Annotated in this window: 21 protein-coding genes; 11 read left to right on the forward strand and 10 right to left on the reverse strand. The window is 67.1% G+C overall.

The annotated features are described in order from the left end of the window. The first annotated feature begins 42 nt into the window (after nt 1-42). From RSO01_RS04365 to RSO01_RS04375, 3 genes are read left to right on the forward strand one after another with little or no spacing between them, the layout of a single operon-like run. On the forward strand, nt 43-1,167 hold the full coding sequence (locus RSO01_RS04365) for a phosphoserine transaminase (protein WP_147146587.1): 1,125 nt from the start codon (nt 43-45) through the stop codon (nt 1,165-1,167). Further along, complete coding sequence (locus tag RSO01_RS04370; protein ID WP_218037238.1) at nt 1,164-2,162, forward strand: succinylglutamate desuccinylase/aspartoacylase family protein; 999 nt, start codon at nt 1,164-1,166, stop codon at nt 2,160-2,162. The genes RSO01_RS04365 and RSO01_RS04370 overlap by 4 nt, the downstream gene beginning before the upstream one ends. After that, entirely contained in the window at nt 2,159-3,529 is a 1,371-nt protein-coding gene (locus tag RSO01_RS04375) for an SLC13 family permease (RefSeq protein ID WP_147146589.1), read from the forward strand. The genes RSO01_RS04370 and RSO01_RS04375 overlap by 4 nt, the downstream gene beginning before the upstream one ends. A gap of 142 nt (nt 3,530-3,671) precedes the next feature. Here the strand turns inward: RSO01_RS04375 and RSO01_RS04380 are convergent, their stop codons facing one another. After that, on the reverse strand, nt 3,672-4,634 hold the full coding sequence (locus RSO01_RS04380) for a Bug family tripartite tricarboxylate transporter substrate binding protein (RefSeq protein WP_147146591.1): 963 nt from the start codon (nt 4,632-4,634) through the stop codon (nt 3,672-3,674). A gap of 42 nt (nt 4,635-4,676) precedes the next feature. Beyond that, complete coding sequence (locus tag RSO01_RS04385; protein WP_147146593.1) at nt 4,677-5,519, reverse strand: amidohydrolase family protein; 843 nt, start codon at nt 5,517-5,519, stop codon at nt 4,677-4,679. Nucleotides 5,520-5,614: 95 nt separating this feature from the next. Between RSO01_RS04385 and RSO01_RS04390 the strand changes: the two genes are divergently transcribed. After that, entirely contained in the window at nt 5,615-7,213 is a 1,599-nt protein-coding gene (locus RSO01_RS04390; RefSeq protein WP_147146595.1) for a GMC family oxidoreductase, read from the forward strand. Nucleotides 7,214-7,218: 5 nt separating this feature from the next. Then, a complete protein-coding gene (locus tag RSO01_RS04395) occupies nt 7,219-7,665 on the forward strand; it encodes a hypothetical protein (protein ID WP_147146597.1) in 447 nt (148 codons plus the stop codon). Between the two features lie 4 nt (nt 7,666-7,669). Here the strand turns inward: RSO01_RS04395 and RSO01_RS04400 are convergent, their stop codons facing one another. Next, nucleotides 7,670-8,827, reverse strand: coding sequence for an MFS transporter (locus RSO01_RS04400; RefSeq protein WP_170302840.1), 1,158 nt, complete (start codon nt 8,825-8,827; stop codon nt 7,670-7,672). Nucleotides 8,828-9,030: 203 nt separating this feature from the next. Between RSO01_RS04400 and RSO01_RS04405 the strand changes: the two genes are divergently transcribed. The 4 genes from RSO01_RS04405 (at nt 9,031) to RSO01_RS04420 (ending at nt 13,047) form a co-directional block, all read left to right on the forward strand. Continuing rightward, on the forward strand, nt 9,031-10,641 hold the full coding sequence (locus RSO01_RS04405; protein ID WP_246158058.1) for a GMC family oxidoreductase: 1,611 nt from the start codon (nt 9,031-9,033) through the stop codon (nt 10,639-10,641). Nucleotides 10,642-10,835: 194 nt separating this feature from the next. Then, nucleotides 10,836-11,228 carry an avidin/streptavidin family protein gene (locus RSO01_RS04410; protein WP_147146602.1) on the forward strand — a complete coding sequence of 131 codons (393 nt, stop codon included), beginning with the start codon at nt 10,836-10,838 and terminating at the stop codon, nt 11,226-11,228. Nucleotides 11,229-11,246: 18 nt separating this feature from the next. Next, on the forward strand, nt 11,247-11,936 hold the full coding sequence (locus RSO01_RS04415; RefSeq protein WP_246158062.1) for a potassium channel family protein: 690 nt from the start codon (nt 11,247-11,249) through the stop codon (nt 11,934-11,936). Between the two features lie 22 nt (nt 11,937-11,958). After that, nucleotides 11,959-13,047 carry an LLM class flavin-dependent oxidoreductase gene (locus RSO01_RS04420; RefSeq protein WP_147146604.1) on the forward strand — a complete coding sequence of 363 codons (1,089 nt, stop codon included), beginning with the start codon at nt 11,959-11,961 and terminating at the stop codon, nt 13,045-13,047. A gap of 13 nt (nt 13,048-13,060) precedes the next feature. On the opposite strand, the gene RSO01_RS04425 is transcribed toward RSO01_RS04420, so the two are convergent. Next, nucleotides 13,061-13,858, reverse strand: coding sequence for a class I SAM-dependent methyltransferase (locus RSO01_RS04425; RefSeq protein WP_147146606.1), 798 nt, complete (start codon nt 13,856-13,858; stop codon nt 13,061-13,063). A gap of 116 nt (nt 13,859-13,974) precedes the next feature. On the opposite strand from RSO01_RS04425, the gene RSO01_RS04430 reads away from it, so the two are divergent. Together RSO01_RS04430 and RSO01_RS04435 are read left to right on the forward strand one after the other, a co-directional pair. Continuing rightward, nucleotides 13,975-15,429, forward strand: a complete 1,455-nt coding sequence (locus tag RSO01_RS04430) for a GH1 family beta-glucosidase (protein ID WP_147146608.1) — start codon at nt 13,975-13,977, stop codon at nt 15,427-15,429. A gap of 61 nt (nt 15,430-15,490) precedes the next feature. After that, nucleotides 15,491-15,949 (forward strand): hypothetical protein, encoded by a 459-nt coding sequence (locus tag RSO01_RS04435; protein WP_147146610.1) that lies wholly within the window; start codon nt 15,491-15,493, stop codon nt 15,947-15,949. Nucleotides 15,950-16,352: 403 nt separating this feature from the next. Here the strand turns inward: RSO01_RS04435 and RSO01_RS04440 are convergent, their stop codons facing one another. The 6 genes from RSO01_RS04440 to RSO01_RS04465 all read right to left on the reverse strand — a co-directional run bounded on the left by RSO01_RS04440 (nt 16,353) and on the right by RSO01_RS04465 (nt 23,022). Then, nucleotides 16,353-17,108, reverse strand: a complete 756-nt coding sequence (locus RSO01_RS04440; RefSeq protein ID WP_147146612.1) for a class II aldolase/adducin family protein — start codon at nt 17,106-17,108, stop codon at nt 16,353-16,355. A gap of 11 nt (nt 17,109-17,119) precedes the next feature. Continuing rightward, entirely contained in the window at nt 17,120-18,109 is a 990-nt protein-coding gene (locus RSO01_RS04445) for a Bug family tripartite tricarboxylate transporter substrate binding protein (protein WP_147146614.1), read from the reverse strand. 32 nt (nt 18,110-18,141) lie between these two features. Continuing rightward, nucleotides 18,142-18,420, reverse strand: coding sequence for a hypothetical protein (locus RSO01_RS04450; protein WP_170302841.1), 279 nt, complete (start codon nt 18,418-18,420; stop codon nt 18,142-18,144). A gap of 38 nt (nt 18,421-18,458) precedes the next feature. Further along, complete coding sequence (locus RSO01_RS04455) at nt 18,459-19,250, reverse strand: hypothetical protein (RefSeq protein WP_147146617.1); 792 nt, start codon at nt 19,248-19,250, stop codon at nt 18,459-18,461. A gap of 162 nt (nt 19,251-19,412) precedes the next feature. Next, nucleotides 19,413-20,535, reverse strand: a protein-coding gene (prfB, locus tag RSO01_RS04460; RefSeq protein ID WP_147146619.1) for a peptide chain release factor 2 whose coding sequence is annotated in 2 segments (ribosomal slippage) — nt 19,413-20,465 and nt 20,467-20,535 — 1,122 coding nt in all. Because the reading frame shifts where the segments join, the coding sequence is not laid out codon by codon here. Nucleotides 20,536-20,550: 15 nt separating this feature from the next. Further along, nucleotides 20,551-23,022 carry a penicillin-binding protein 1A gene (locus RSO01_RS04465; protein ID WP_170302842.1) on the reverse strand — a complete coding sequence of 824 codons (2,472 nt, stop codon included), beginning with the start codon at nt 23,020-23,022 and terminating at the stop codon, nt 20,551-20,553. Nucleotides 23,023-23,052: the final 30 nt, after the last annotated feature.

Genomic DNA, 23,052 nt, shown 5'->3' on the forward strand with positions numbered 1-23,052 from the left:
ATCGTTTGTCACGGACCTCCAAGCTCCGCCATCTGTGCGGAGATGAACATCGAAAAACCGAAAGCCCGCCCGGCCAACGGCTGCTTCTCGTCCGGTCCCTGCGCCAAGCGGCCGGGCTGGTCGCTGCACGGGCTCGCCGATGCCCTGCTCGGCCGCTCGCACCGCTCGCCCGCCGGCAAGGCCAAGCTCGCGAAGGTGATCGAGCGCTCGCGCGCCCTGCTCGGCATCCCCGCCGACTACCGCATCGGCATCGTGCCCGCCTCCGACACCGGCGCGGTCGAGCTGGCGCTGTGGTCCCTGCTCGGTCCGCTGGGCGTCGACGTCCTGGCCTGGGAGAGTTTCGGCGAGACCTGGGCCAACGACATCTCCGCAGAGCTGAGGCTTGGCGACGTGCGCGTATTCGAGGCGCCGTACGGCCGCCTGCCCGACCTGACGCAGGCCTCGCCCGAGCGCGACATTGTGTTCGCCTGGAACGGCACGACCTCGGGCGTACGCATCGCCGATGCGCGCTGGATCGCCGACGACCGCAAAGGGCTCACCATCTGCGACGCCACGTCGGCGGCCTTCGCCATGGCGCTCCCGTGGCACAAGCTCGATGTCACAACCTGGTCGTGGCAGAAGGCGCTGGGCGGCGAGGCCCAGCACGGCATGATCGCCCTCAGCCCGCGCGCCGTGCAGCGCCTGGAAAGCCACAAACCGTCGTGGCCGCTGCCGAAGATCTTCCGCCTGACGCAGAACGGCCGGCTCAGCGAAGGCATCTTCAAGGGCGAGACCATCAACACGCCGTCGCTGCTGGCGGTCGAGGATCATCTCGACGCGCTGAAATGGGCCGAGGCCATCGGCGGCCTGCCGGCACTGATCGGCCGCGCCGAAGCCAACCTCGCCGCCATCGAGGACTGGGTGGCGCGCTCGCCCTGGGTCGCCTTCCTGGCCGAGAACAAGGCCGAACGCTCCTGCACCTCGGTCTGCATGAAAGTCGTTGATGCAGCCGTGGCGCCGAAGAAGCTCGCTGCCTTGCTCGAAGCCGAGCGGGTCGCCTTCGACATCGGCGCCTATCGCCATGCGCCATCCGGACTGCGCCTGTGGGCAGGCGCTACGGTCGAGACGAGCGATCTTCTGGCGCTCTTCCCCTGGCTCGACTGGGCGCGGGCAAAAGTCACCGCGTGACCCGCATCGCCGCCACCATCGATCTCGACGGGCCGGGCGTGCAGCACGGCTTCCTGAAGGTGCCACACTCCACCCACGACTCGGCCTATGGCTGGATCCCGGTGCCGATCACGGTCGCCGCCAACGGCGACGGTCCCGCCGTCCTGCTGATCGCGGGCAACCATGGCGACGAATACGAGGGCCAGATCGCGCTGATGAAGCTGGTGCGCTCGCTCGACCCGTCGCGACTGCGCGGCCGGCTGATCGTGCTCTCGGCCGCGAACTATCCCGCCGTGATGGCCGGCCGCCGCGTCTCGCCGATCGACGACGGCAATCTCAACCGCTGCTTCCCCGGCAACGCCAACGGCACGCCGACGGAGATGATCGCCCACTACATCGAAAGCGTGCTTCTGGCGCGCTGCCAGTACTGCCTCGACCTGCATTCCGGCGGCAGCTCGCTGGAATATGTCGCCCACGCCCATGCGCGGCGGCCGGAAGACGCAAAACGCCGGGCAGCGACCGAGGCGCTGATCACCGCCTTCGGCGCGCCCTATGGCGGCCTGGTCAGGCCGCTGCAGGGCGAGCCGCGCACCCTGTCGGCGGCGGCGGAGCGCCAGAACGTCGTCTACCTCAATGCCGAGCTGGGCGGCGGCGGCACGGTCTCGCATGAGCTGGTGGCGATGGCCGAACGCGGCGTGCGCCGCGCACTGGCATCGATCGGCCTGCTGCCGAGCGACCCGGCAACACCGCCGGCGTGCGGCATGCGCGCCTTCTCCGTCGAAGGCGCCGCGAACTATGTCTACTGCCTCGAGGACGGCCTGTTCGAGCCCTATGCCCGGCTCGAAGAGGACGTCGCCGCCGGTCAGCCGGCGGGCGCCCTGCACTTTCCCGGCACGCCGTGGCGGCCGCAGCAGGTCGTGACCTTCGGGGCCACCGGCATGGTGCTGTGCCGCCGCTTTCCCGGCTGGGCGCGACGCGGCGATTGCCTGTTCCAGCTGGCGAGTCCCGTGCGATGAAGAAGGAGCTTTGGCTGGCGATTGCACTCGCGGCCTATGCCGCGGCGCGCGTGGCTCCGCCGGTGGCCGACCTCACCGAGGCAAGCCAGGCCGCGCTGGCCGTCACCATCGCCGGCACGATCCTGTGGATCAGCGAAGCCGTGCCACTCGGTGTCACGGCGCTGCTGGTGGTCGTGCTGCTGGCGATCAATCCCGGCATGCGTCTGCCCGACGCCCTGCACGGCTTCACCTCGGAGGTGACCTTCTTCCTGGTCGGCGTGGCCGCGATCGGCATCGCTGTCGAGGCGAGCGGCCTGGCGCAGCGCGCCGCGCGCTTCCTGGCGCGAAGCGCCAAAGGCAATCCGACGCGGCTCTATGTGCAGATGATCGTGTCGCTGCCGGCGCTTGCCTTCCTCGTGCCCTCGGCGATCACGCGCAACGCCATCCTCATTCCGGCATATCGCGAGGCGCTCGACAGCATGGGCGTCGGCAAGTCGGGCCGCGTCGGCCGGGCGCTGATGCTGGCGCTCGGCATGCTGAACCCGCTCGCCTCGTCGGCGCTGCTGACCGGCGGCATCGCCTCGATCGCCGCGGCGACTCTTTTGGGCGGCTTCTCCTGGCTGGGCTGGTTCGCCCTGATGGCCGTGCCCTACTACGCGCTGATCTTTCTGGGTGGCATCTGGCTGCGCATGATGGTTGGGCCGTTCGAGAGCGGCGGTCCGTGCAGCGTCAAGGCCATCGCTGAGCCCCTGTCGACCGGCGAGATCAAGACGCTGGTCATCCTCGCCGCCACGGCGCTGCTCTGGCTTACCGACGCCTGGCATCACCTGTCGCCGGCGATCCCGGCCCTGATGGCGGCCATCGTGCTGCTGATACCGCGCATCGGCTCCCTCACCTGGAAGCAGTTCGAGAGCAAACTGTCGTGGGGCCTGATCCTGACCGTCGGCGCCTCGATGTCGCTGGCGCACAGCATGATCGACACCGGCGCGGCCGCGTGGCTGGGCGCGGTGTTCGTCGACCACGTCACCGCGGTCTCCGTCGCCCCCATGGCGATCGTCGTGCTGCTGGTGATCACGGTCGCGCTGGTGCATCTCGCCATCACCAACCTCGCCGCCTGCATGGCGCTCCTGATCCCGATCGCCGTCACCATCGCCCAGGCGGCGCATCTCAACCCGCTGGTCTGCGGCCTGATCGTCACCATCGCCGTCGATGCGGTCATCCTCTATCCGGTGCAGACCGCGGCCAACCTGCTGGCCTACGAGGCCGGCTACTTCCCGAGCGCCGACGTGCGGCGACTGGGGCTCGGCATGCTGGTGCTGACCATCGCCGTCGCCCTGCTGGTGCTACCCTACTGGTCGCTGCTCGGCCTGCCGTTGGTGCCGACATGATGCGGGAGCGCGGGCCTCTGGCCCGCTCATGGTCTTCATCTTCAGGACCGCGCGCGTCTCGCGCGCTCATGTTCATGAGGCGCGCGAGACGCGCGCGGTCCGCAAGAACATGAGCGGGCCGGAGGCCCGCGCTCCCGCAGTTTCAGACCTTGATGTCAGCCTTCTTGATGATCTCGCCGAACGAGGCGCGCTCGCGCTCGACGGTGGCGCCAAACGCCGCCTGGTCCTGGTAGCTCGCGTAGTTGCCGCTGGTCACCAGCTTCTCGCCGATCGCGGGATCCTGCGATGCCTCGCCGATCGCCTTGGCGAGCTTGTCGATCGCGACCTGGGGCGTGCCCTTGGCGGCGAGGATGCCGTACCAGGCGTCGCCGCCGATCTTGCCCAGCCCCTGCTCCTTCAAGGTCGGGATGTCGGGCTTTCCGGGCCAGCGCTTCTCGCCCAGGATCGCAAAGCACTTCAGTCGACCGGCGGCGATGTGCGGCAGCGTCGTCGGATCGAACTGGACCTGGATCTGGCCCGACAGCAGGTCCTGCGTCGCGGGTGCGCTGCCCTTGTAGGGCACGTGCACCATCTTCACGCCGGCTTCGATGTTGAACATCTCGCCGTAGAGCTGGGTGATGGTGGCGAGCCCGGCCGAGCCGAAGTTGATCTTGCCGGGGTTGGCCTTGGCGTAGGCGATGAACTCCTGGAGGTTGTTGGCCGGTACCTCCGGGTTGATGCCCATGCCGATCCACGACGTCGCCACGCGCGCCACCGGAACGAAGTCCTTGCCCGGATCGTAGGGCAACGGCTGCAGATGCTGCGTGATGCAGACCATGGCCGTGGTCGTGGTCAGGAACGTGTAACCGTCGGTCGGCGAATTCTTGACGTGCTCGGCGCCGATCGCGCCGCTGGCGCCGGCCCGGTTGTCGAACAGCACGCTCTGTCCCAGCAACGCGCCGGCGCGCTCCAGCACCAGGCGCGTCGTGATGTCAGACGGACCGCCCGGCGGATAGGGAATGACGATACGGATCTGCTTGTTCGGCCAGTCGGCCCCTGACGTACTTTGTGCAGACGCGACGGCCGGGGCCGCTACAAGGCCTCCGATGAAACTCCTTCTGAGCATCCTGGTTTCCTCCCGATTTTTTGCCGTTTTGGCATTTCTTGTTCAGCGCTTCTTCGGCGCCCAGCCATAGATCTTGCTCAAGCTTCCGCCCATCAGCGTGGCGCGGTCGCTGTCGGACAGCCAGTCCTCGGCGCGGAAGGAATCCACGCCCTGCTTGTAGGTCAGCAGGTTCACCGCGCGCGTCCAGTCGGTGCCCCACATGCAGCGATCAAGGCCGAAGGTGTTCAGGATCTGGTCGACCGGCTTGCGGATGTCCTTGTAGGGGAACGGCTCGTGGCTGAGCGTGCAGGCGCCGCTGATCTTGACCACGATGTTCTTGTGCGGCGCCAGGGCCAACAGCAACGGCAGCTCCGCCCACGGCTCCTTCGGCGCCGGCGGATGGAAAGGCTGCTCGAGGCCGAGATGGTCGACGACCAGCGTCGTGTTGGGATTGCGCTTGGCGAGCTCGGCCACCTGCGGAAGGCGGCCACGGCACATCAGGTTGACCGCCAGGTCGTTCTTGCCCGCGGTCGACAGCACCTTGTTGATGCCAGGATCGGCCGGGTCGCTCGAGACGTCGGGGTTCATCATGATTCGCACGGCGACCGTGCCGTCCATCTTCGCCCATTCCTCGATCGTCTCGCCGACCTTGGGATCGTTGGGATTGACCGGCTTGATGAGCGCGAACCGGTTGGGGAACTGCTTGTGCACGCCGACCGCATAGCTCGCGTCCCAGCGATACATGGCGAACACCGAGATCAGCAGCGCGCCGTCGACACCGACCTCGTCCATCGCCTTGATCATGTCGGCGCCGGTGACCTCGGGCGGCCCGGCCAGCACCGAGACCCACGGCCGGCCCGGATGGTTGCGCTCGTAGCAATGAACCTGCACATCGATCGTCGCCATCGGTCGGGCCTCCCGGAACGCGTCACTCAACGATCGGCGAGGCTAGCCCGCCGCGACGCTTGCCGCCAGCAGGCGCGCGGCTCTACGTTTCGCAGATGAACGACAAGGTCGACGTCCTGATCATCGGCTCCGGCGCGTCGGGTGCCGCCGTCGCCTGGAGCCTCACCGACACCCGCATGCGCATCCTCTGCCTCGAGCAGGGCGACTGGATCAAGCCAACCGATTATCCCAGCAATGGCCGCGACTGGGAGGCACGCCTGTTCAGCGACTTCGCCATCAATCCCAATCGCCGCGCGCGCGAGACCGACTATCCGATCAACGATGCCAACTCGCCGATCAAGGTGGTGAATTTCAACGGCGTCGGCGGCAGTACGATCATGTACACCGCGCACTATCCGCGCCTGCATCCGTCCGACTTCAAGGTGAAAACCCTGGACGGCGTGGCCGACGACTGGCCGGTCGACTACGAAACGCTCGATCCCTTCTTCGCCGAGAACGACCGCATGACGGGCGTGTCGGGTCTCGCCGGCGATCCCGCCTACCCGCCACACCAGCCGCCCATGCCGCCTCTTCCGCTCGGCAAGTCGGGACAGCGCTTCGGCAAGGCCATGAACCGGCTCGGTTGGCACTGGTGGCCGTCCGACGCCAGCATCGCCACCACCGACTACGAGGGCCGCGCGCGCTGCATCAACCTCGGGCATTGCACGCCGGGTTGTGCCCAGGGCGCCAAGGCCAGCACCGACATCACCTACTGGCCGCTCGCCATCCGCGCCGGCGTGGAGCTGCGCACGCGTTGCCGCGTACGCGAAATCACGCTCGACGAAAATGGCATGGCCGCGGGCGTGGTCTATTACGACGCCAAGGGCGAGGAACATTGCCAGCCGGCCGAGATGGTGATCGTCGCCTGCAACGGCGTCGGCACGCCGCGCCTGCTGCTGAACTCGGTGTCGGGCAAGTTCCCCAACGGGCTCGCCAACTCGAGCGGGCTGGTGGGCAGGAACCTGATGTTCCACCCCTATGCGTACTCCTACGGCTACGTCGACGAACCGCTCGACGGCAACCATGGCCCGCCGCTCTGCCTGTGGAGCCAGGAATTCTACGAGACCGATGCCAGCCGCGACTTCGTGCGCGGCTACACCTTCCAGTTCAGCCGCGGCTACGGCGCCATCCTCGAGGCCATCACCAGCACGGCGGCCGGCCGCCTGCCGTGGGGCGAGGACCACCATCGCGTCTATCGCCAGCTCCTCAACCACCGTATCGGTCTCTCGGCGATCATCGAGGACCTGCCGGAGGAGCATAACCGCGTCACGCTCGACCCGGTGCAGAAGGATTCCCACGGCATCCCCGGGCCACGCATCGACTACACGATCGGCGAGAACAGCCGGAAGATGATCGAGCATGCGCTGGCGAATGCCCGCACGATCCTCGAAGCTGCGGGCGCGAAGAACATCGGCACGGAAGTACCGATCCTGAACGGCGGCTGGCATCTGCTGGGTACCGCCCGCATGGGCGACAATCCCGAGCGCTCGGTGGTGAACGGCTGGGGCCGCTGCCACGATGTGAAAAACCTGTTCATCGTCGACGGCAGCATCTGGGTGACGGCCGGCGCGGTGAACCCGACCTCGACCATCCAGGCGCTGGCGCTCTATATCGCCGACCAGATCAAGCAGCGCCTGGCCAACCTGTTCGACTGAGCCCGATGACCCAGCCCCTCTCTGCCGTCGAGATCGACGACCTTCGCGCCTTCGCCGGCATGATGATCCCGGCCAGTCCCGCGTACGGCGTGCCCGGCGCTGACGACCCGACGATCTTCACCGACATCCTGGCCAACCTCGGTCGCGACCGCGACGACGTCGCCGCAGCCCTGCGACGGCTGAAGGAGTTGGCCGGCGGCATGACGTTCGCTGGCCTGCCGGCCGAACGCCGCCAAGCCGTCGGCGAAACCTTGCGTGCCGAAGGCGGATTGCCGCTGGCGGCGCTCACGCGCGTGATCCTGCTCTGCTACTACCGCGACGATCGCGTGATGGGCTCGCTCGGCCAGGAGCCGCGTCCGCCCTTCCCCAAGGGCCATACGGTCGAACAGGGCGACTGGTCGCTGCTCGATCCGGTGAAGAAGCGGCCGCCCCTGTGGCGCCGCGTGCCGTGAGCTTTCAGACACCGAGCCTGATCTTGCGCCACAAGCCGATCAGGCCGACCGCGAGCGACAGCGCGCCGCCGATCAGGAAGCCCGTGGCATAGCCGCCGGTCAGCGTCAGCGCCGCGCTGAACAGCAGTGGCAGGATCAGCGCGCCGGCGTCGCCGAAGGCCAGCACCGCGCCGGTGGTCGAGCCGATGCGACCGGGCGGCGACAGGCGCGCCACCTCGGCCAGCAGCACGCCATGCCAGCTCACGGCCGTGGCGCTGAGCGCGATGGCGACGGTGGTGGCGAGCCAGTCCGGCCAGTGCGGCTCGATGAGGGCGGTCAGGACCGCCGACGCCGCCATGCCGATGCCGAGCAGCGCCAGGAGCGTGGCCGGCCGCACCAGGCGCGAGGCGAGCCAGCCCCAGCCGACGCGCGCCGGCACCGCGACGGCGACGGCGATCGCGAACACCAAGCCTGCGCGTTCGAGGCTGTAGCCCAGGCCACGGACCAGATAGAGCACGAAGAAGCCGGTGAAGAGCGACTGCAAACCGACAAAGCTGAACATGGCGAGGCACATCGCGCGCAAGGCCGGCTCGCGCAGCACCATGGCGACGTTGGCGCGGATGTCGGCCGGTGACAGCGGCGCGCCGGGCACGCGATCGACGTCGAAACGCGCCCTGAGCGGCTGCAGCGCCATGGCGGTCAGCGCGGCGAGGCTGCCGATCACCAGCAGGGCCGTGCGCCAGCCCGCCTCGGTGGCGAGCCACGGCGCCACGACGCCGGCCACCATGAGCCCGGCCGGCACGCCGGTCTGCTTGATCGAGAAGACCAACGGCGCGAGCCGGGGCGGCGACAGGCGACCGAGCAGGTGCGAGCTCGACGGCGTGGAGATCGCCTGGCCCAACCCGCCCACGAAAGCCCCCAGTGCGAAGCCCGGCAGCCAGGCCGTCGCGGGCAATGTCAGCCCGATCGCCAGCGCCACCATGCCGACCTGCGTCATGCGCATGGCGCCGTAGCGCACGATCAGGCCGCCGCAGGTCATGGTCGTCAGGAACCCCGCGACGGCGCCGATGGCGACATAGACGCCGACCAGCGCCGGATCGACGCCGAGATCAGCGATGATGGCGGCGGCGATCAACGGCACCGTCGAGCGGCCCAGGGTCGCAAAGCTCTGCTGCACCGTCATCGCGCCGAGCGCGAGGTAGAGATTGAAGATGTGACGGCTCCGGTCTCTGCGGCGGGACCTTCCGTTCTTGCCCCGCACTCCGGCGCATCGCAAGGGACGTGCCATGCATATGAGGAGTCGGGGTGAATAAGCCGAGCCGCAGCGCGGATTCTGCTCTCCAATGATTGTGCTACGCTCCTCCCCAAGAACGCGGGAGGAGCGTGGTGCAAGGCGAAGCGTACGATTTCATCGTGACCGGAGCCGGCTCGGCCGGCTGCGCCGTGGCCGGCCGTCTTAGCGAGGACGGCCGTTTTCGCGTGTTGCTGCTCGAGGCGGGCCCCAAGGACACATATCCCTGGATCCACATCCCGCTCGGCTACCACAAGACGTTCAACAATCCGCGCGTCAACTGGATGTTCGACAGCGAGCCTGAGCCCGAGCTCAACAACCGCATCATGTACCAGCCGCGCGGCAAGGTCCTGGGCGGCACCAGCTCGATCAACGGCATGGTCTACATGCGCGGCAATGCCGCCGACTACGACGAATGGCGCCAGCGCGGCTGCGAAGGCTGGGACTACGATTCGGTCCTGCCCTACTTCAAGCGCGCCGAGGACCAGGAGCGCGGCGCCGACGAGTTCCATGGCGTCGGCGGGCCGCTGAAGGTTTCCGACCATCGCTGGCAGCCGACGCTCGCCAAGGCCATGCACGAGGCCGCCCAGCAGGCCGGCATTCCGGCCAATCCAGACTTCAACGGCCGCACCCAGGAAGGCGTCGGCTACTACCAGACCACAATCAACCGGGCGCGGCGCTGGTCGAGCGCACGGGCCTACCTGCGCGAGGCCAAGACGCGCAAGAACCTCACCATCGCCACCTCGGCGCATGCCACGCGCGTGCTGATCGAGAACGGCCGCGCCATCGGCATCGAATACCGCACGCCCGACGGGCTGAAGACGGCGCGCGCCAACCGCGAAGTCATCGTCTCGGGCGGCGTCTACGGCTCACCGCAGTTGCTGATGCTGTCGGGCCTGGGACCGGCGGAGCACCTGCAGAAGCATGGTATCGCGGTGATCAAGGACATGGCGGGCGTCGGCAGCAACCTGCACGACCACTTCAACACCTACGTCGCCTACAAGTGCGCCCAGCCCGTCACCATGAACGATCTGATCAACAGCCTGCCGCGGCGCATCATGGCGGGCATGCAGTACGCCCTTGGCCGCACCGGGCCGCTCGCCAGCATGGGGCTCTATGTCGGCGCGCTGGTGCGCAGCGACAAGCGGCTGGAGCGGCCGGATCTGCAGATCAACATGTTCGCCTGGGCGATCAAGGAACGGAACCGGCATGGCGTGGTGCCGCAGCCCTTCTCCGCCTTCGGCCTGTCGCCGGTGCATCTCAGGCCCGACGGCCGTGGCACCGTGCGATTGAAATCGGCCGATCCCCTGGCGGCGCCGGAGATCCGCTTCAACTTCCTGAAGAGCGCCAACGACTGGAACGCCATGATCCAGGGCCTGCGCATCTGCCGCGACATCGGCAAGCAGGCGGCACTGAAACCGTTCGTGGTCGAGGAGATCCTGCCGGGCGCCGGCGTCGAGGATGACGCCGGCCTACGCGCCCACATCCGCGCCAACGGCGTCTCCAACCTGCACCCCGTCGGCACCTGCCGCATGGGCCGCAACGTCGACGACGTGGTCGATCCGCAGCTTCGTGTGCACGGCATCGAGCGGCTGCGCGTGGCCGACGCCTCGATCATGCCCAGCATCGTCGCCGGCAACACCAATGCGCCCTCGATCATGATCGGCGAGAAGTGCGCCGACATGGTGCGCCAGGCGGCGCACTGATCGCTGGGGGCGCGCCACTCCAGTGGCGCGTCATGGCCTTCCGGACCGCCGGACTCCGGCCGGCTTATGATCATGATGCCGGCCGGGGCCGGCGGTCAAAAGCATGAGAAGACGCGCCACTGGAGTGGCGCGCCCCCAGCGAAGATGCTTCCGCTGGTGTACGATGCGCGGCAAGCACCGACGGGGAGACACGGATGATATTGAAGCGGTTCGCCTGCAGCCTGTCGCTGCTCGCCCTGCCATTCGGGGCCGGGGCGCAATCGCTGGCTCCGCAGACGACTTGGGTCAACGATCACGCGAAGCTCGTCATCCAGTCGGTCGATGGCGGAGGCCAGCTTGCCGGCACCTACACCAACTACGACGCCGGTTTCGGCTGTGCCGGCCGGCCGTTCCCGGTCACCGGCTGGATCGACGGCGACCTGATCTCCTTCACCGTTCATCGCACGGACCCGGCCAACTGCACGATCATCCAGGCCTGGACCGGCTTCGTGCGCGACGGTCAGCTGCTGGTCGAATATCTCGCGGCGGCGACCGAAGGCGGCCGCAGCGGCCCGATCAAGGGAACCGATCGCTACCGGCAGCAGTGAGACAGCGGAAGCCACGACATGATGCCCAAGAGATGGGAGTCCCTCCTCGATCGCCTCCACGACAAGTGGCGCGATCCGATCCTGACCTGCCTCACCATCCTGATGGTGCTGCATCTGTTCGTCGTGGCGCCGCTCGAAACCGAAGCGCTGCATATCCAGCCGGTCGGCGCCGTCTTCGTCGTGCTGCTGTCGGTCGCCTTGCTGATCCTGTCGCGCAGCCTGGTGCCGGTGATCGTCATCGTCGTTGTCGTCGGCCTGCTTGCCACGGCCGTGGTCGTGCGCCTGCGCGGTCGGGACGCCCTCGATATCACGCTTCAGGCGTCGGCGTGGCTGTTGATCGCGCTGGTCATCATCTGGATAGTCGGGCGCGCCGTGTTCGGGCCGGGACGCATCACCTACCACCGCATCGTCGGCGCCATCCTGCTCTATCTCACCATCGGCCTGGTGTTCGTGGCGCTCTACACGATGGTCGGCGCCCATTCACCCGGCGCCTTCAGCGGCCTCAACATCGCCGCACGCGTCTCGCTGCCGAGCGATCTCGTCTATTTCAGCTTCACCACGCTCACCACGCTGGGCTACGGCGACATCATGCCGGTCCATCCCATGGCCCGCAGCCTCACCAACATCGAAGCCATCATCGGCCAGGTCTATCCGGCCACCCTGCTGGCGCGCCTGGTCTCGCTCGGCGAGGGGCAGGCACGCGGATGATCGGAAGCACGAAGGAAACACCATGAAGTTCGGAGTCACTGTCGTTCCACGCATTACCGACTGGAAGCTGTTCGTCGACCTCGAGGCGATGGGCTACGACGCGGTCTGGGCGGCCGATTCGCAGATGCTCTATTCCGACGCCTACGCCACGCTGGCGCTGGCGGCCGAGCACACGTCGCGCATCCAGCTCGGGACCGGCGTCTCGGTCGCGGGCGTGCGGCTCGCGCCAGTGACTGCCCATTCCATCGCCACCATCAACAAGCTGGCGCCCGGCCGCACCTTCCTAGGCATTGGCACCGGCCATACCGCCATGCGCGTCATGGGCAAGGATCCGGTGAAGGCGCGCGAGTTCCGCGAATACCTGCGCGTGCTGCGCGCCCTGCTGCACGGCCAGGAGGTCGACTACGCGCTGGGCGCCGACGGGCAGAAGACCGACATCCGCTTTCTGCATCCCGACGAGGGCTTCATCGACGTCGAGCATCCGGTGCCGATCTATGTCGCGGCCGACGGCCCGCTGGCGCTGAAGACCGCCGGCGCCTACGGCGACGGGCGCGTCTGCTCGCACAACCAGACCAAGGCGCGCCTGCAGAAGAGCCTCGACACGATGCGCGAGGGCGCGAGCGCGGTCGGCCGCACTCTGCCGGACACGTTCCACACCACCGCCCTCTCCTACGCCTGCGTGCTGCGGCCCGGCGAGAGCATGACCTCGGACCGCGTGATCGACGAGATCGGGCCGATGGCGGCGGCCACCCTGCATTACTGGTGGGAGCTCTACCAGATAGACGGCGACACCAGCACGGTGGCCGGCCGCTGCCGCGACCTGTGGGAGCAATACCTCGCGTTCACGGAGAAGATGGAGATCCCGGCGGCCAAGCGTTACCAGCAGATCCATCTCGGCCATTGCGCCTTCCTGCCGCCGGAGGAGCGCCGCTTCATCACCGAGGACCTGATCCGCTCGACCGGCGGGCTGGTCGGCACACCCGACGGGATCATCGCCATGCTGCGCGAACGCGAGGCGATGGGCCTCAACGAGATCTCCCTGCTGCCGGCCATGAAGACGGCGCGGCAGAACCTCAAGGACTTCGCCGACCAGGTGATCGCGCGCTACTGATCGATATGTCCCGCTAGGCCGGCACACACCCCTTTATGGCGTTGGCCCGCGACGTGTATGTGATACGTCCCTCAGCGTCCGCCGGAAGTCGCGCCCGCACCCGGGCTTTCAGCCGCTCGGCGTCGGCCGGCGGCAGGGCCGCGATCACCTGTCCGATGAGCGCAAGCATGTTCGTCGTCCAGAAATCTTCGAAGTCGGCGAAGGTGCGGCTGACGACGATTTCGCGCGTCTCGATCTCAGCCAAGCCTGCGCCCTGCCACAGAGCGCGCAGGGCCTCCATCCGCGAGGCCTCGGACTGCGGCGGACGCGGCGGCGACATCCCCATGGCGCTCATCTCGCCGATGATCGGCTGAAAGGGAAGTCCGCCGCCCATGACATCCCAGGCATAGGCCGTGACGAAGCCGCCCGGCCGGACCACGCGAGCCATCTCGGCGACGCCGCGCGCGGGCTCGGGCACGAAGAAGATCACCAACGCCATGACGGCAACATCGAAGCTCGCGTCGCCGAACGGGAGCGCCATGGCGTCGCCCTGGCGGAACCGGGCGACTTGCGCGGCGGGTCTGGTGCGGGCGAAGGCGAGCTGCGCCCCGGAGGGATCGATGCCCTCGATCGCGGCGGGGGCATGACGCTGGACGATCAACTCGGTGAAGGCGCCGTTGCCGCAGCCGACGTCGACCCATCGCAAGCCTGGCGGGGGCGCCAGCCAATCCAGGAAGATGTCACCGGCCGCCCTGCTCCAGACGCCCATCATGCGCTCATAGCCAGCGCCGTCGTTGAAGCGGACGTCCGGTCCATAAGCGGTCTCTGCCATTGCGGCCCTCCGGCGTCTGACGGGGCAACTAGCGGGCATTCTAGCACGTCGCCGACGAGGTGATCGTGCGCTGCGGACGTGGTATTCATCGAGCAGGTGTCGCCTCTACGAGCTCGATGACTTCCTTCCGTTTCACCCGACGTGGCCTTGCCGTGTCGGCTCTCGCCCTCGGGGCAATCGGCCTGACCGGCTCCAAGCTCCTGAAGGAGCCGGACGATTCCTTGCCGAAGACCCGCTTTCCAGAGGGCTTCCGCTGGGGAACGGCGACCTCGGCCTACCAGATCGAGGGCGCCACCGCGGTCGACGGCCGCGGCCCATCGATCTGGGACACTTTCGCCAGGCTGCCCGGCAAGATCCGCGACGGCACCAACGCCGACATCGCCGACGACCACTTTCACCTCTACAAGGAGGACGTGGCGCTGATGAAGGCGCTGGGCGTGAAGACCTACCGCTTCTCGATCGCCTGGCCACGGATCTTTCCGGAGGGACGCGGCACGCCCAACCCGAAGGGCCTCGCCTTCTACCAGCGGCTGATCGACGAGCTTCTGGCCAACGACATAGAACCTTATGCCACGCTCTATCACTGGGACCTGCCACAGGCGCTGCAGGATCGCGGCGGCTGGCAATCGCGCGACACGGCGCAGGCCTTCGCCGACTACACCGCGCACATCGTGCGTGGACTCGGCGACAAGATCGGACGCTTCTTCACGCTGAATGAGATCCACGCCTTCGTCGACCTCGGCTACGGCAAGGGCATCCATGCACCCGGGCTCACTCTCGCCGCGGCGCAGCTCAACCAGGCGCGTCATCATGCCGTGCTCGCCCACGGTCTCGGCGTGCAGGCGGCACGGGCCAACGGCCGCTCCGGCCTCAAGATCGGCCCGGCCGAGAACATCACGATCGCCCTGCCCGACGTCGAGACGCCGCAGAACATCCGCGCCGCAGAGCATGCGACGCGCGAGCTGAATGCGGCCTATCTCACCGTCATGCTGGAAGGCCGATATACCGACGCCTACCTCAAGGAGGCCGGCGCTGATGCGCCGCGCTTCACCGATGCCGACCTGAAGACGATCTCTACGCGAGTCGACTTCGTCGGCATCAACGTCTACGGGCCGGGGGCCTTCGTGCGGGAGCGCAGCGACGGGTCGGGTTACGCCCAGATGAAGCTGCCCGCCTCCTACCCGCATATGAAATCACCCTGGCTGGGCTTCGCGCCCCAGGCGCTGTACTGGGCGCCGCGCATGCTCCAGAAACTGTGGGCCGTGAAGGAGATCTACATCACCGAGAACGGCACCTCGGCCGCCGACGAGCCCGACGAGGACGGCCGGATCGATGACCTGGACCGCGTCATGTTCCTGCGCCAGTACCTCGACCAGTTGCAGCGCGCCATCAACGAGGGGGTGCCGGTACGCGGCTATTTCCTGTGGAGCCTCTTGGACAATTTCGAATGGGCCGACGGCTATGAGACGCGCTTCGGGCTGCACTATGTCGATTACAAGACGCAGAAGCGCACGCCCAAGCTCAGCGCCTCGTTCTACAAAAAGCTCATCGAGCGCAACGCGCTGGTGTAGGCGGCAACCCAGGCGCCGGTCGGGTCGTTGGACTTCTCGCACAGCCGTCGCGAGGAGAAAGATGTATCGACTGAAGGCCTTGGCGGGCGCGGCCGCGTTGGCCAGCCTCATGCTGCTGCCAGACCAGGCACTCGCGGACAACTGCCTCGACCGCGTCGAGCAGATGGCGGCTGCCTACGGCACCTCGACCGATCCGCCTACCATCCCGCCGGGCGAGATGAAGAAGCCCGTGACCCCGGACGACCTGGCGCGGTCGGGCGGCGTCGTCGAGCCGCCCACGACCACGGACCGTTCGGTGATCACCCCGCCACCCGATCACTCCGGCATGCCGACCATGCCCAACGTCGTTCGGCCCGATGCGAAAGACAGTCGTGTGCAAGCCCAGCGGCTCGGCGCGGCCGACATGTCCACTCTGCAGGCCGTGCTGGTCGCGGCGCGCGCCCAGGCCGAGCGCGGCATGGAGGCAGAGTGCCTGAACGGACTGCGCAAGGCCGAGCAGCTGATCGCGCACGCGCGCTGATAGTTCTACACAGCGGTTTTGACGGGCTCAAGCGCGCAGGATCGCGTTCGCGCGACTCCGCAGCCAATGTCCGCGAGCCGTTGATGCACTGCGTTTTTGCGACCTGCCGTCCTCCGCACGCTGTCCCCTAAAAGGGGACAGAAACGACATGTCGCGTGCCCAGACGACGCAAAATTGACCCGGCAGGGCTGCCGCCGGGCACGATGGTATCGGATGAACGATGCATAGAGCAGAGCCGCCGAGAGGCGAGCGCACGGTGAATATAACTTAAGTGCTTTTTGGAGTCAACTGCGGTGCTATTTTTGCGCTCCATAGGCCCTGTAGCGACGCAATTTCTCCGAGGTCGGGGACCGGTGCCAGCAGTGCTGGCAATCTCACCGGCCCCACGCCGGCTGCCTCCTCGCTAGGCTTTCTTCTTGATCAATGCGGGATACATCACGGCGTCGCCGTGGGTCGCCATGTAGGCCAGCTCCTCGTCGGAGATGTATTCCGGCGTCTTGCCGTTCTGCGCACACAGCATCTCGACGATGATGTTGCGCTTGATCTCGCTCACCAGCACGCAGGTGCGGTGATAGGCCTCCGACACGCTGCGGCCCAGCACGGTGAAGCCGTGGCGCTTCATGATGATGCAGTTGGTGTCCTGGATGAACGTCTTGATCGGCGCCACGTCCTCCTCGACGTTGACGCTGGCCGGCAGGTAGTGCGCCGGCTTCTGCATCAGGTAGCCGTAGGTCAGGCTGTAGGAGCGGATGGTGTCGTAGCCCGCCGCCATGAAGGCGATCATCTCGTCGTGATGCAGGTGGATCACGCAGTTGACGTCGGGCCGCAGGCGCAGGATCTCGCGGTTCATCTGATGGCCGACCGTGGTCGCCCGCTCGCCGCGCAGGATGCGGCCGAACGGAATGTCGGTGATCACCAGATCCTCCGCCTCGACCTCCTCGAGGCTGATGCCCTGCGGCTTGGCATAGCACACGCCATGCTCGTGCCCGGGATGGGCGACGCGGATCACCATGCCGCCGACGCTCGAATTGACCAGCCCGCGCGCCGCCAGGCGATGGGCGTAGGTGACGTAGCTTTTGGTCACCTTGGGGTCGAACTGGACGTCGGGGTCGGGCGTCAGCTCGTTGACCTTGAACGCGACAGGCGTTGTTCCATCCATGGTGTTCTCCTCTATTCCGTCGGCTTGATGCCGAGACGACCGGCCAGCGCGCGCAGCTCCTCGGTCTGCTTTGCCATGGCGGCTGCGAACGCCGCCGGCGTCGACATGACGGGCTCGACGTCCATGGCGCGCAAGGACGCCAGCCCATCGTCGGTCGAGAAGGCGGGCGCCAGCGCCTTGTGGATGCGCGCGGCAATCTCGCCCGGCAGGCCGGCCGGCCCTACGACGCCGTACCAGAAGACGGCGTCGAAGCCCTTCACGCCGAGACTGTCGAACGTCGGCACTTTGGGCAGCACCGGCGACGGCCGGGTGACGGCAAAGCCCGTCAGCCGCCCCTCGCGCACCAAGCCGGCCGAGCCCGACGGATTGTCGAGCATCACCGCGACGGTGCCGTTCATCAGCTCGGGGTAGGCCAGCGCCGATCCCTTGTAGGGGACGTCGACCATCTCGATGCCGGCCAGAAGCTCGAACTGCTTGGTGAGCAGGTAGCCCAGCGTCGAGACGCCGACCGAGGCGCAGTTCATCTTCCCCGCCTTGGCTTTGGCGGCGGCGATGAAGCTCGCGAGGTCGGTCGCACCCGCGGCCGGCCCGCCAATCAGGATGTAGGGCGTGGTGCCCAGCATGGTGATGGCGGTGAAGGATCTTATCGGATCGTAGGGCAGGTCCTTGCGGAACACCGGAGCGGCGGAGTGGCTCGACGCCGTGGCGATGCCGATCGTGTAGCCGTCGGGCTCGGCCTTGGCGACGACATCGCTGCCGATGGTGCCGCCCGCGCCGGGGCGGATCTCGACGATGACGGGAACGCCCAGCGCCTCCGACAGGCGCTGCATGGCGCGCCGCCCGATCGTGTCGGTGCCGCCGCCGGGCGGCAGCGGCACGATGCAGCGGATGGGCTTGGCTGGCCAAGCCGCCTGGGCGCGGCCGACGGCAGGAAGGGCCAGGGGCGCAACAACTGTCGCCGCGGCTGTCTTGAGGATGGTGCGACGCGTTCTACCGATCATGCAGTCATTGTCGCGCCGAATTGACGCCCACGCTACTTCGGCTTCGCTCCTGCTTCGCCGGGCGAGATCAGCTTGATGCCGCCGACCGTCAGCGTGATCGATGACGGCGGATCGCCATCGGCGCGCAGCCACCCCTTGGCGACCGCGACGCGGATTGCGGCGTCGATGGCGTCCCTGTTCGCAGTGCCGAGCCTGGTTTGAACTTTGTCGACATGAGTCCAGGTAGGAGGCGGTCGGCGTCCGGTCAGCTCGTGCACTGCGGACAGCAGGGAAGAAAGAAACTGTGCGGGATTTGGGGACGGCATGGCCATCGCCCGACTATAGGTTGCCCCGCTCGATCGGCCTAGGACTACAACATCTTGACCACCCGCATCGTACCTGCGGGCCACGCCGTCTTTGCCCCGATTTTTGCTTGAACATCTTTGATGAATTTTGGCTCGAAGTCGTTGAGCTTCTTCAACGCTGCCGCTTTTGCCGGCGCAGGGTCATCGTCGTCCGGCAGGGGTGGCGTGCTATCGTCAACGATGAAGATGCAACCGTTCGTATCTTCCTCTTTGTGGATATCGACCATGATCGAGCGGCCTTTGTAGTAGTTCTTGCTGTCGTCGACCTGCAGGCCGTAATACTTCACTTCGAAGTTGGCGTTGTGATACAGGTTCACCTTGCAGTTGTCCCAGGCTGCGAGAACCTTGGTAGCTGCGTCTTCGCTCCATCCATGAAAACCGGGCGGTGGCGGCGGCGGAATGGTGATCGACAGCGGTCTGATGAGCAGAGCCGAGCTCACGAAGTTGCCGTGCCCATCGAATGCCGCGAGCAGATTCGTCATATCAAAAACCATCTTGGTCCCGTCCCCACCCGAGGTGGTCGAACCTCCGGACTCTACGCGGCTGGCGTCGACGCCCGAGAAAATGGCGCTATCGAGAAAGCCTTCAGCACCACCCGTAAGGAAGAAGAATTGCAGTCCACGGGTCAGGGCTTTCACTTCCACCGTGTCGCGCGACATCAACTTGATGAGCTGCTTGATGTAGTCGCCTTTGCGAAAATCTACTCGATCGCTGTTCCTTACGTCGGAATCCATGATCTTCAAGTCGTAGGTTCGCTTTACCGATGCGGCCGGGGATTTCGAATAATCCATACCCATACCAGGGCGCTCCTCTGATCACGGGTCGCGGGAGAGGCAACAGGCGCCGTGGAGGCCCTGCCCCTTTGGGGAAGCGAGCAGAGCGACTACGGCATCGCTCTCGCGCAGGTTGCAACAGTGTCAGAAAACCGTGGCGCAAAAATGACCGGCTGCGTTCCAGCTCTAGGCCGCTTCCTTGTCGTTGCCCTCGCCGACGCGCGCGGCGAGCGAGGCCGCCATGAATTCGTCGAGGTCGCCGTCGAGCACCTTCTGCGGGTCGGAGCGTTCGACGTTGGTGCGCAGGTCCTTCACCATCTGATAGGGCTGCAGCACGTAGGAGCGGATCTGGTGGCCCCAGCCGATGTCGGTTTTGCTGGCCTCGGCCTCCAGACGCTCGGCCTCGCGCTTCTGCAACTCGACCTCGTAGAGGCGCGCCTTCAGCATCTGCATGGCCTTGGCGCGGTTCTGGTGCTGTGAGCGCTCCTGCTGGACGGCGACGGCGATGCCGGTCGGGATGTGCGTGATGCGCACCGCCGAGTCCGTCTTGTTGACATGCTGGCCGCCCGCGCCCGAGGCACGATAGGTGTCGACGCGCAGGTCCTTGTCGAGAATCTCGATCTCGATGTTGTCGTCGACCTCGGGATAGACCCAGACCGAGGCGAACGAGGTCTGGCGCCGCGCATTGCCGTCGAACGGCGAGATGCGCACCAGCCGGTGCACGCCCGATTCGGTCTTGAGCCAGCCGTAGGCGTTGGGGCCCTCGACCTTGAAGGCGCACGACTTGATGCCGGCCTCTTCGCCGGCGCTCTCCTCCAGCCAGCTCACCTTGAAGCCGCGGCGCTCGGCCCAGCGCGTGTACATGCGGCCCAGCATCTCGGCCCAGTCCTGCGCCTCGGTACCGCCGGCGCCGGCATTGAGCTCGACATAGGCGTTGTTGCCGTCGGCCTCGCCCGACAGCAGCGTCTCGAGACGCGCCTTCGCCGCTTCGGCGCGGGCCTCGGCCAGCGCCTTCTCGGCGTCGGCGATCATGGCCTCGTCCTTCTCGGCCTCGGCCATCTCGATCAGGCCGACATTGTCGTCGACGGCGGCGCGCAGGCGCTTGATGGTGGCGATGGCGGATTCGAGCTTGGTGCGCTCCTTCATCACCGCCTGGGCCTGCTTCTGGTCGTTCCACAGCGCCGGATCCTCGGCGCGTGCGTTCAGCTCATCCAGACGTACGACAGCCCTGTCGTAGTCAAAGACGCCTCCTCAGGAGCGCCAGCGACTCCTCGATCTCGTTGACCATGGCTTGGGCTTCGGCACGCATTCTTCAGCTCGCTGACTAGTAAGTCTCACCCGTGCCCGAGAGACCCGGGCGTCGGCCGCCGCCCGCCTGCTGCGGGCCGCCGGGGTCTATACCGGACCAGGGCCCCGATCCGTCAAGCAGCGTCTGGTTGAAGCCCTCGCTGCCGGGCTCGGTGCCGGGCTTGAAGACCTCGTCGATCGTGCCGCCCTCGTAGGTGAACTTCACCATGCGCAGGCCGGGCGGGATGCGGAACGGCGTCGGCGCCTTGCCCTTGAAGATCTCCTTGGCCATCGCCTCGTAGATCGGCGCGGCGTTGCCGCCGCCGGTCTCGAGATTGCCGTGGCCGAGCGTCTTGGGCTCGTCGAAGCCGATATAGATGCCGATGGTGATGTCGGGCGTCGAGCCCAGGAACCAGTTGTCGCGCGCGTCGTTGGTCGTGCCGGTCTTGCCGGCGATCGGCCGGCCGAGCGCCGCCAGGCGGCCGGCGGTGCCGCGCGTGGTCACGCCCAGCATCATGTGCACGACCTGATAGACCGATGCGGGATCGTGGAACGGCTTGCGCGAATCGACGATCTCGGGCGCGGCCGGCTTGTTGCCGCCCGCCTGCTCGCCGCAGCCGCGGCAGGCGCGCGGCTCGTGGCGATAGACGGTCTTGCCGTTGCGGTCCTGGACGCGGTCGACCAGCGAGGGCGTGATCTCGAGCGCGCCGTTGGCCAGCATGGCGTAGGCCATGGTCATGCGCAGCAACGTCGTCTCGCCGGCGCCCAGCGCCATCGGCAGGTAGGCGCCCATCTGGTCGACGACGCCAAATTCCTTGGCGACCTCGACCACCTTCTTCATGCCGATCTGCTGGGCCATGCGCACGGTCATGAGGTTGCGCGACAGCTCCAGGCCTCGGCGTACCGTCGTCGGCCCGAGATAGTCGCCGCCGTAATTCTTGGGCGTCCACACCGGCTGGCCGTAGCCGGGATCGTAGGAGAACGGCGCGTCGAGCACGATCGAGGCCGGCGTAAAGCCGTTGTCCATGGCCGCGAGATAGACGAACGGCTTGAACGACGAGCCAGGCTGGCGCGCCGCCTGGACGGCGCGGTTGAACTGGCTGCGGGCGTAGGACCAGCCGCCCGACATGGCGAGCACGCGACCGGTCTGCGTATCCATCACCACCACGCCGCCTTCGACGTTGGGCACCTGGCGCAGCCCATAGGTCCTGGGCGCATAGGGCTTGGCGTTCTGGCCGGAGGGCTTCTCGACCTTCTCGACCACGATCACGTCGCCGACATTGACGACATCCTTCGGGCTGCGCGGCGGCGCGCCGGTGCGCTGCTCGGCCAGGGTCGGTGCGGCCCAGGTCATCTCGGCGAAGGGCACGGTGCCCTCGCCGCCCCCTCCATCGCTTGAGGGCAGGCCGACGATCTGCACGGCCTGCGGCTCGACCTTGCTGACAACGGCCAGCTGCCAGGTCGATGGACCGCCGAGCGGCCGGCGCTGGGCGATGCGGGCGAACTCCTCCTCCCACACGCTCATGTCGGGGATCTTGGCGTACGGCCCGCGCCAGCCATGGCGGCGGTCGTAGGTGATGAGGCCCTCGCGCAGCGCGTTGTCGGCGACCGCCTGGATGGCGGGATCGAGGGTCGTCGAGACGGTGAGCCCGCCTTCGTAGAGGCCCTTCTCGCCGTAGGCGGCCATCAGGTTGCGGCGCACTTCCTCGGCGAAGAAGTCGGCCTGCACGACCTCGGTGTTGCCGCGGCGGCGGTACTGCAGCTTCTCGGCCTTGGCCTGCTGCATCTCGGCCTGGGTGATGTAGCCGTCGTCGAGCATACGGCCCAGCACGTAGTCGCGCCGGGCGTAGGCTTCCTTCTCATTGCGCGCGATGTTGTAGCGGTTCGGCGCCTTGGGCAGCGCGGCGAGATAGGCGATCTCCGACAGCGTCAGCTCGTCGAGCGAGCGGTCGAAGTAGTTGATCGCCGCCTGGGCCACGCCGTAGTTGCCCGAACCGAGATAGATCTCATTGAGATAGAGCTCGAGGATGCGCTCCTTCGAGTAGGTCTCCTCGATGCGGAAGGCGAGGATGGCTTCGCGGATCTTGCGCGCCAGGGTCGCCTGGTTGGAGAGCAGGAAGTTCTTGGCGACCTGCTGCGTCAGCCCGGACGCCCCCTCCGGCCGCTTGCCGGGATTGGCGACGTTTGCCACCACGGCGCGCAACACGCCGATGAAGTCGACACCGGGATGGGAGAAGAAGCGCTGGTCCTCGGCCGCGACGAAGGCCTCCAGCACGCGCTTGGGCATGGCGGCCACCGGCACGAACACGCGCTTCTCGCGCGCATACTCGGCCAACAGACGGCCGTCGGACGCATAGAGGCGTGACGAGATCGCCGGCTGGTAGTCGGCGAGTTGCTTGTGGTCGGGCAAACCGTGGCTGAAGTGCCAGAAGAGGCCTGCCACGGTGCCGGTGCCAACGATCAGAGCGGCCGTCGCAAAGGCCAGCAGGATTTTGAAAAGGTTCAGCACTTTCATTTCTTGTACGCGGCCAACCCTAGG

Origin of the sequence: Reyranella soli (genome assembly GCF_007992495.1) — a bacterium.
GTDB lineage: Bacteria > Pseudomonadota > Alphaproteobacteria > Reyranellales > Reyranellaceae > Reyranella > Reyranella soli.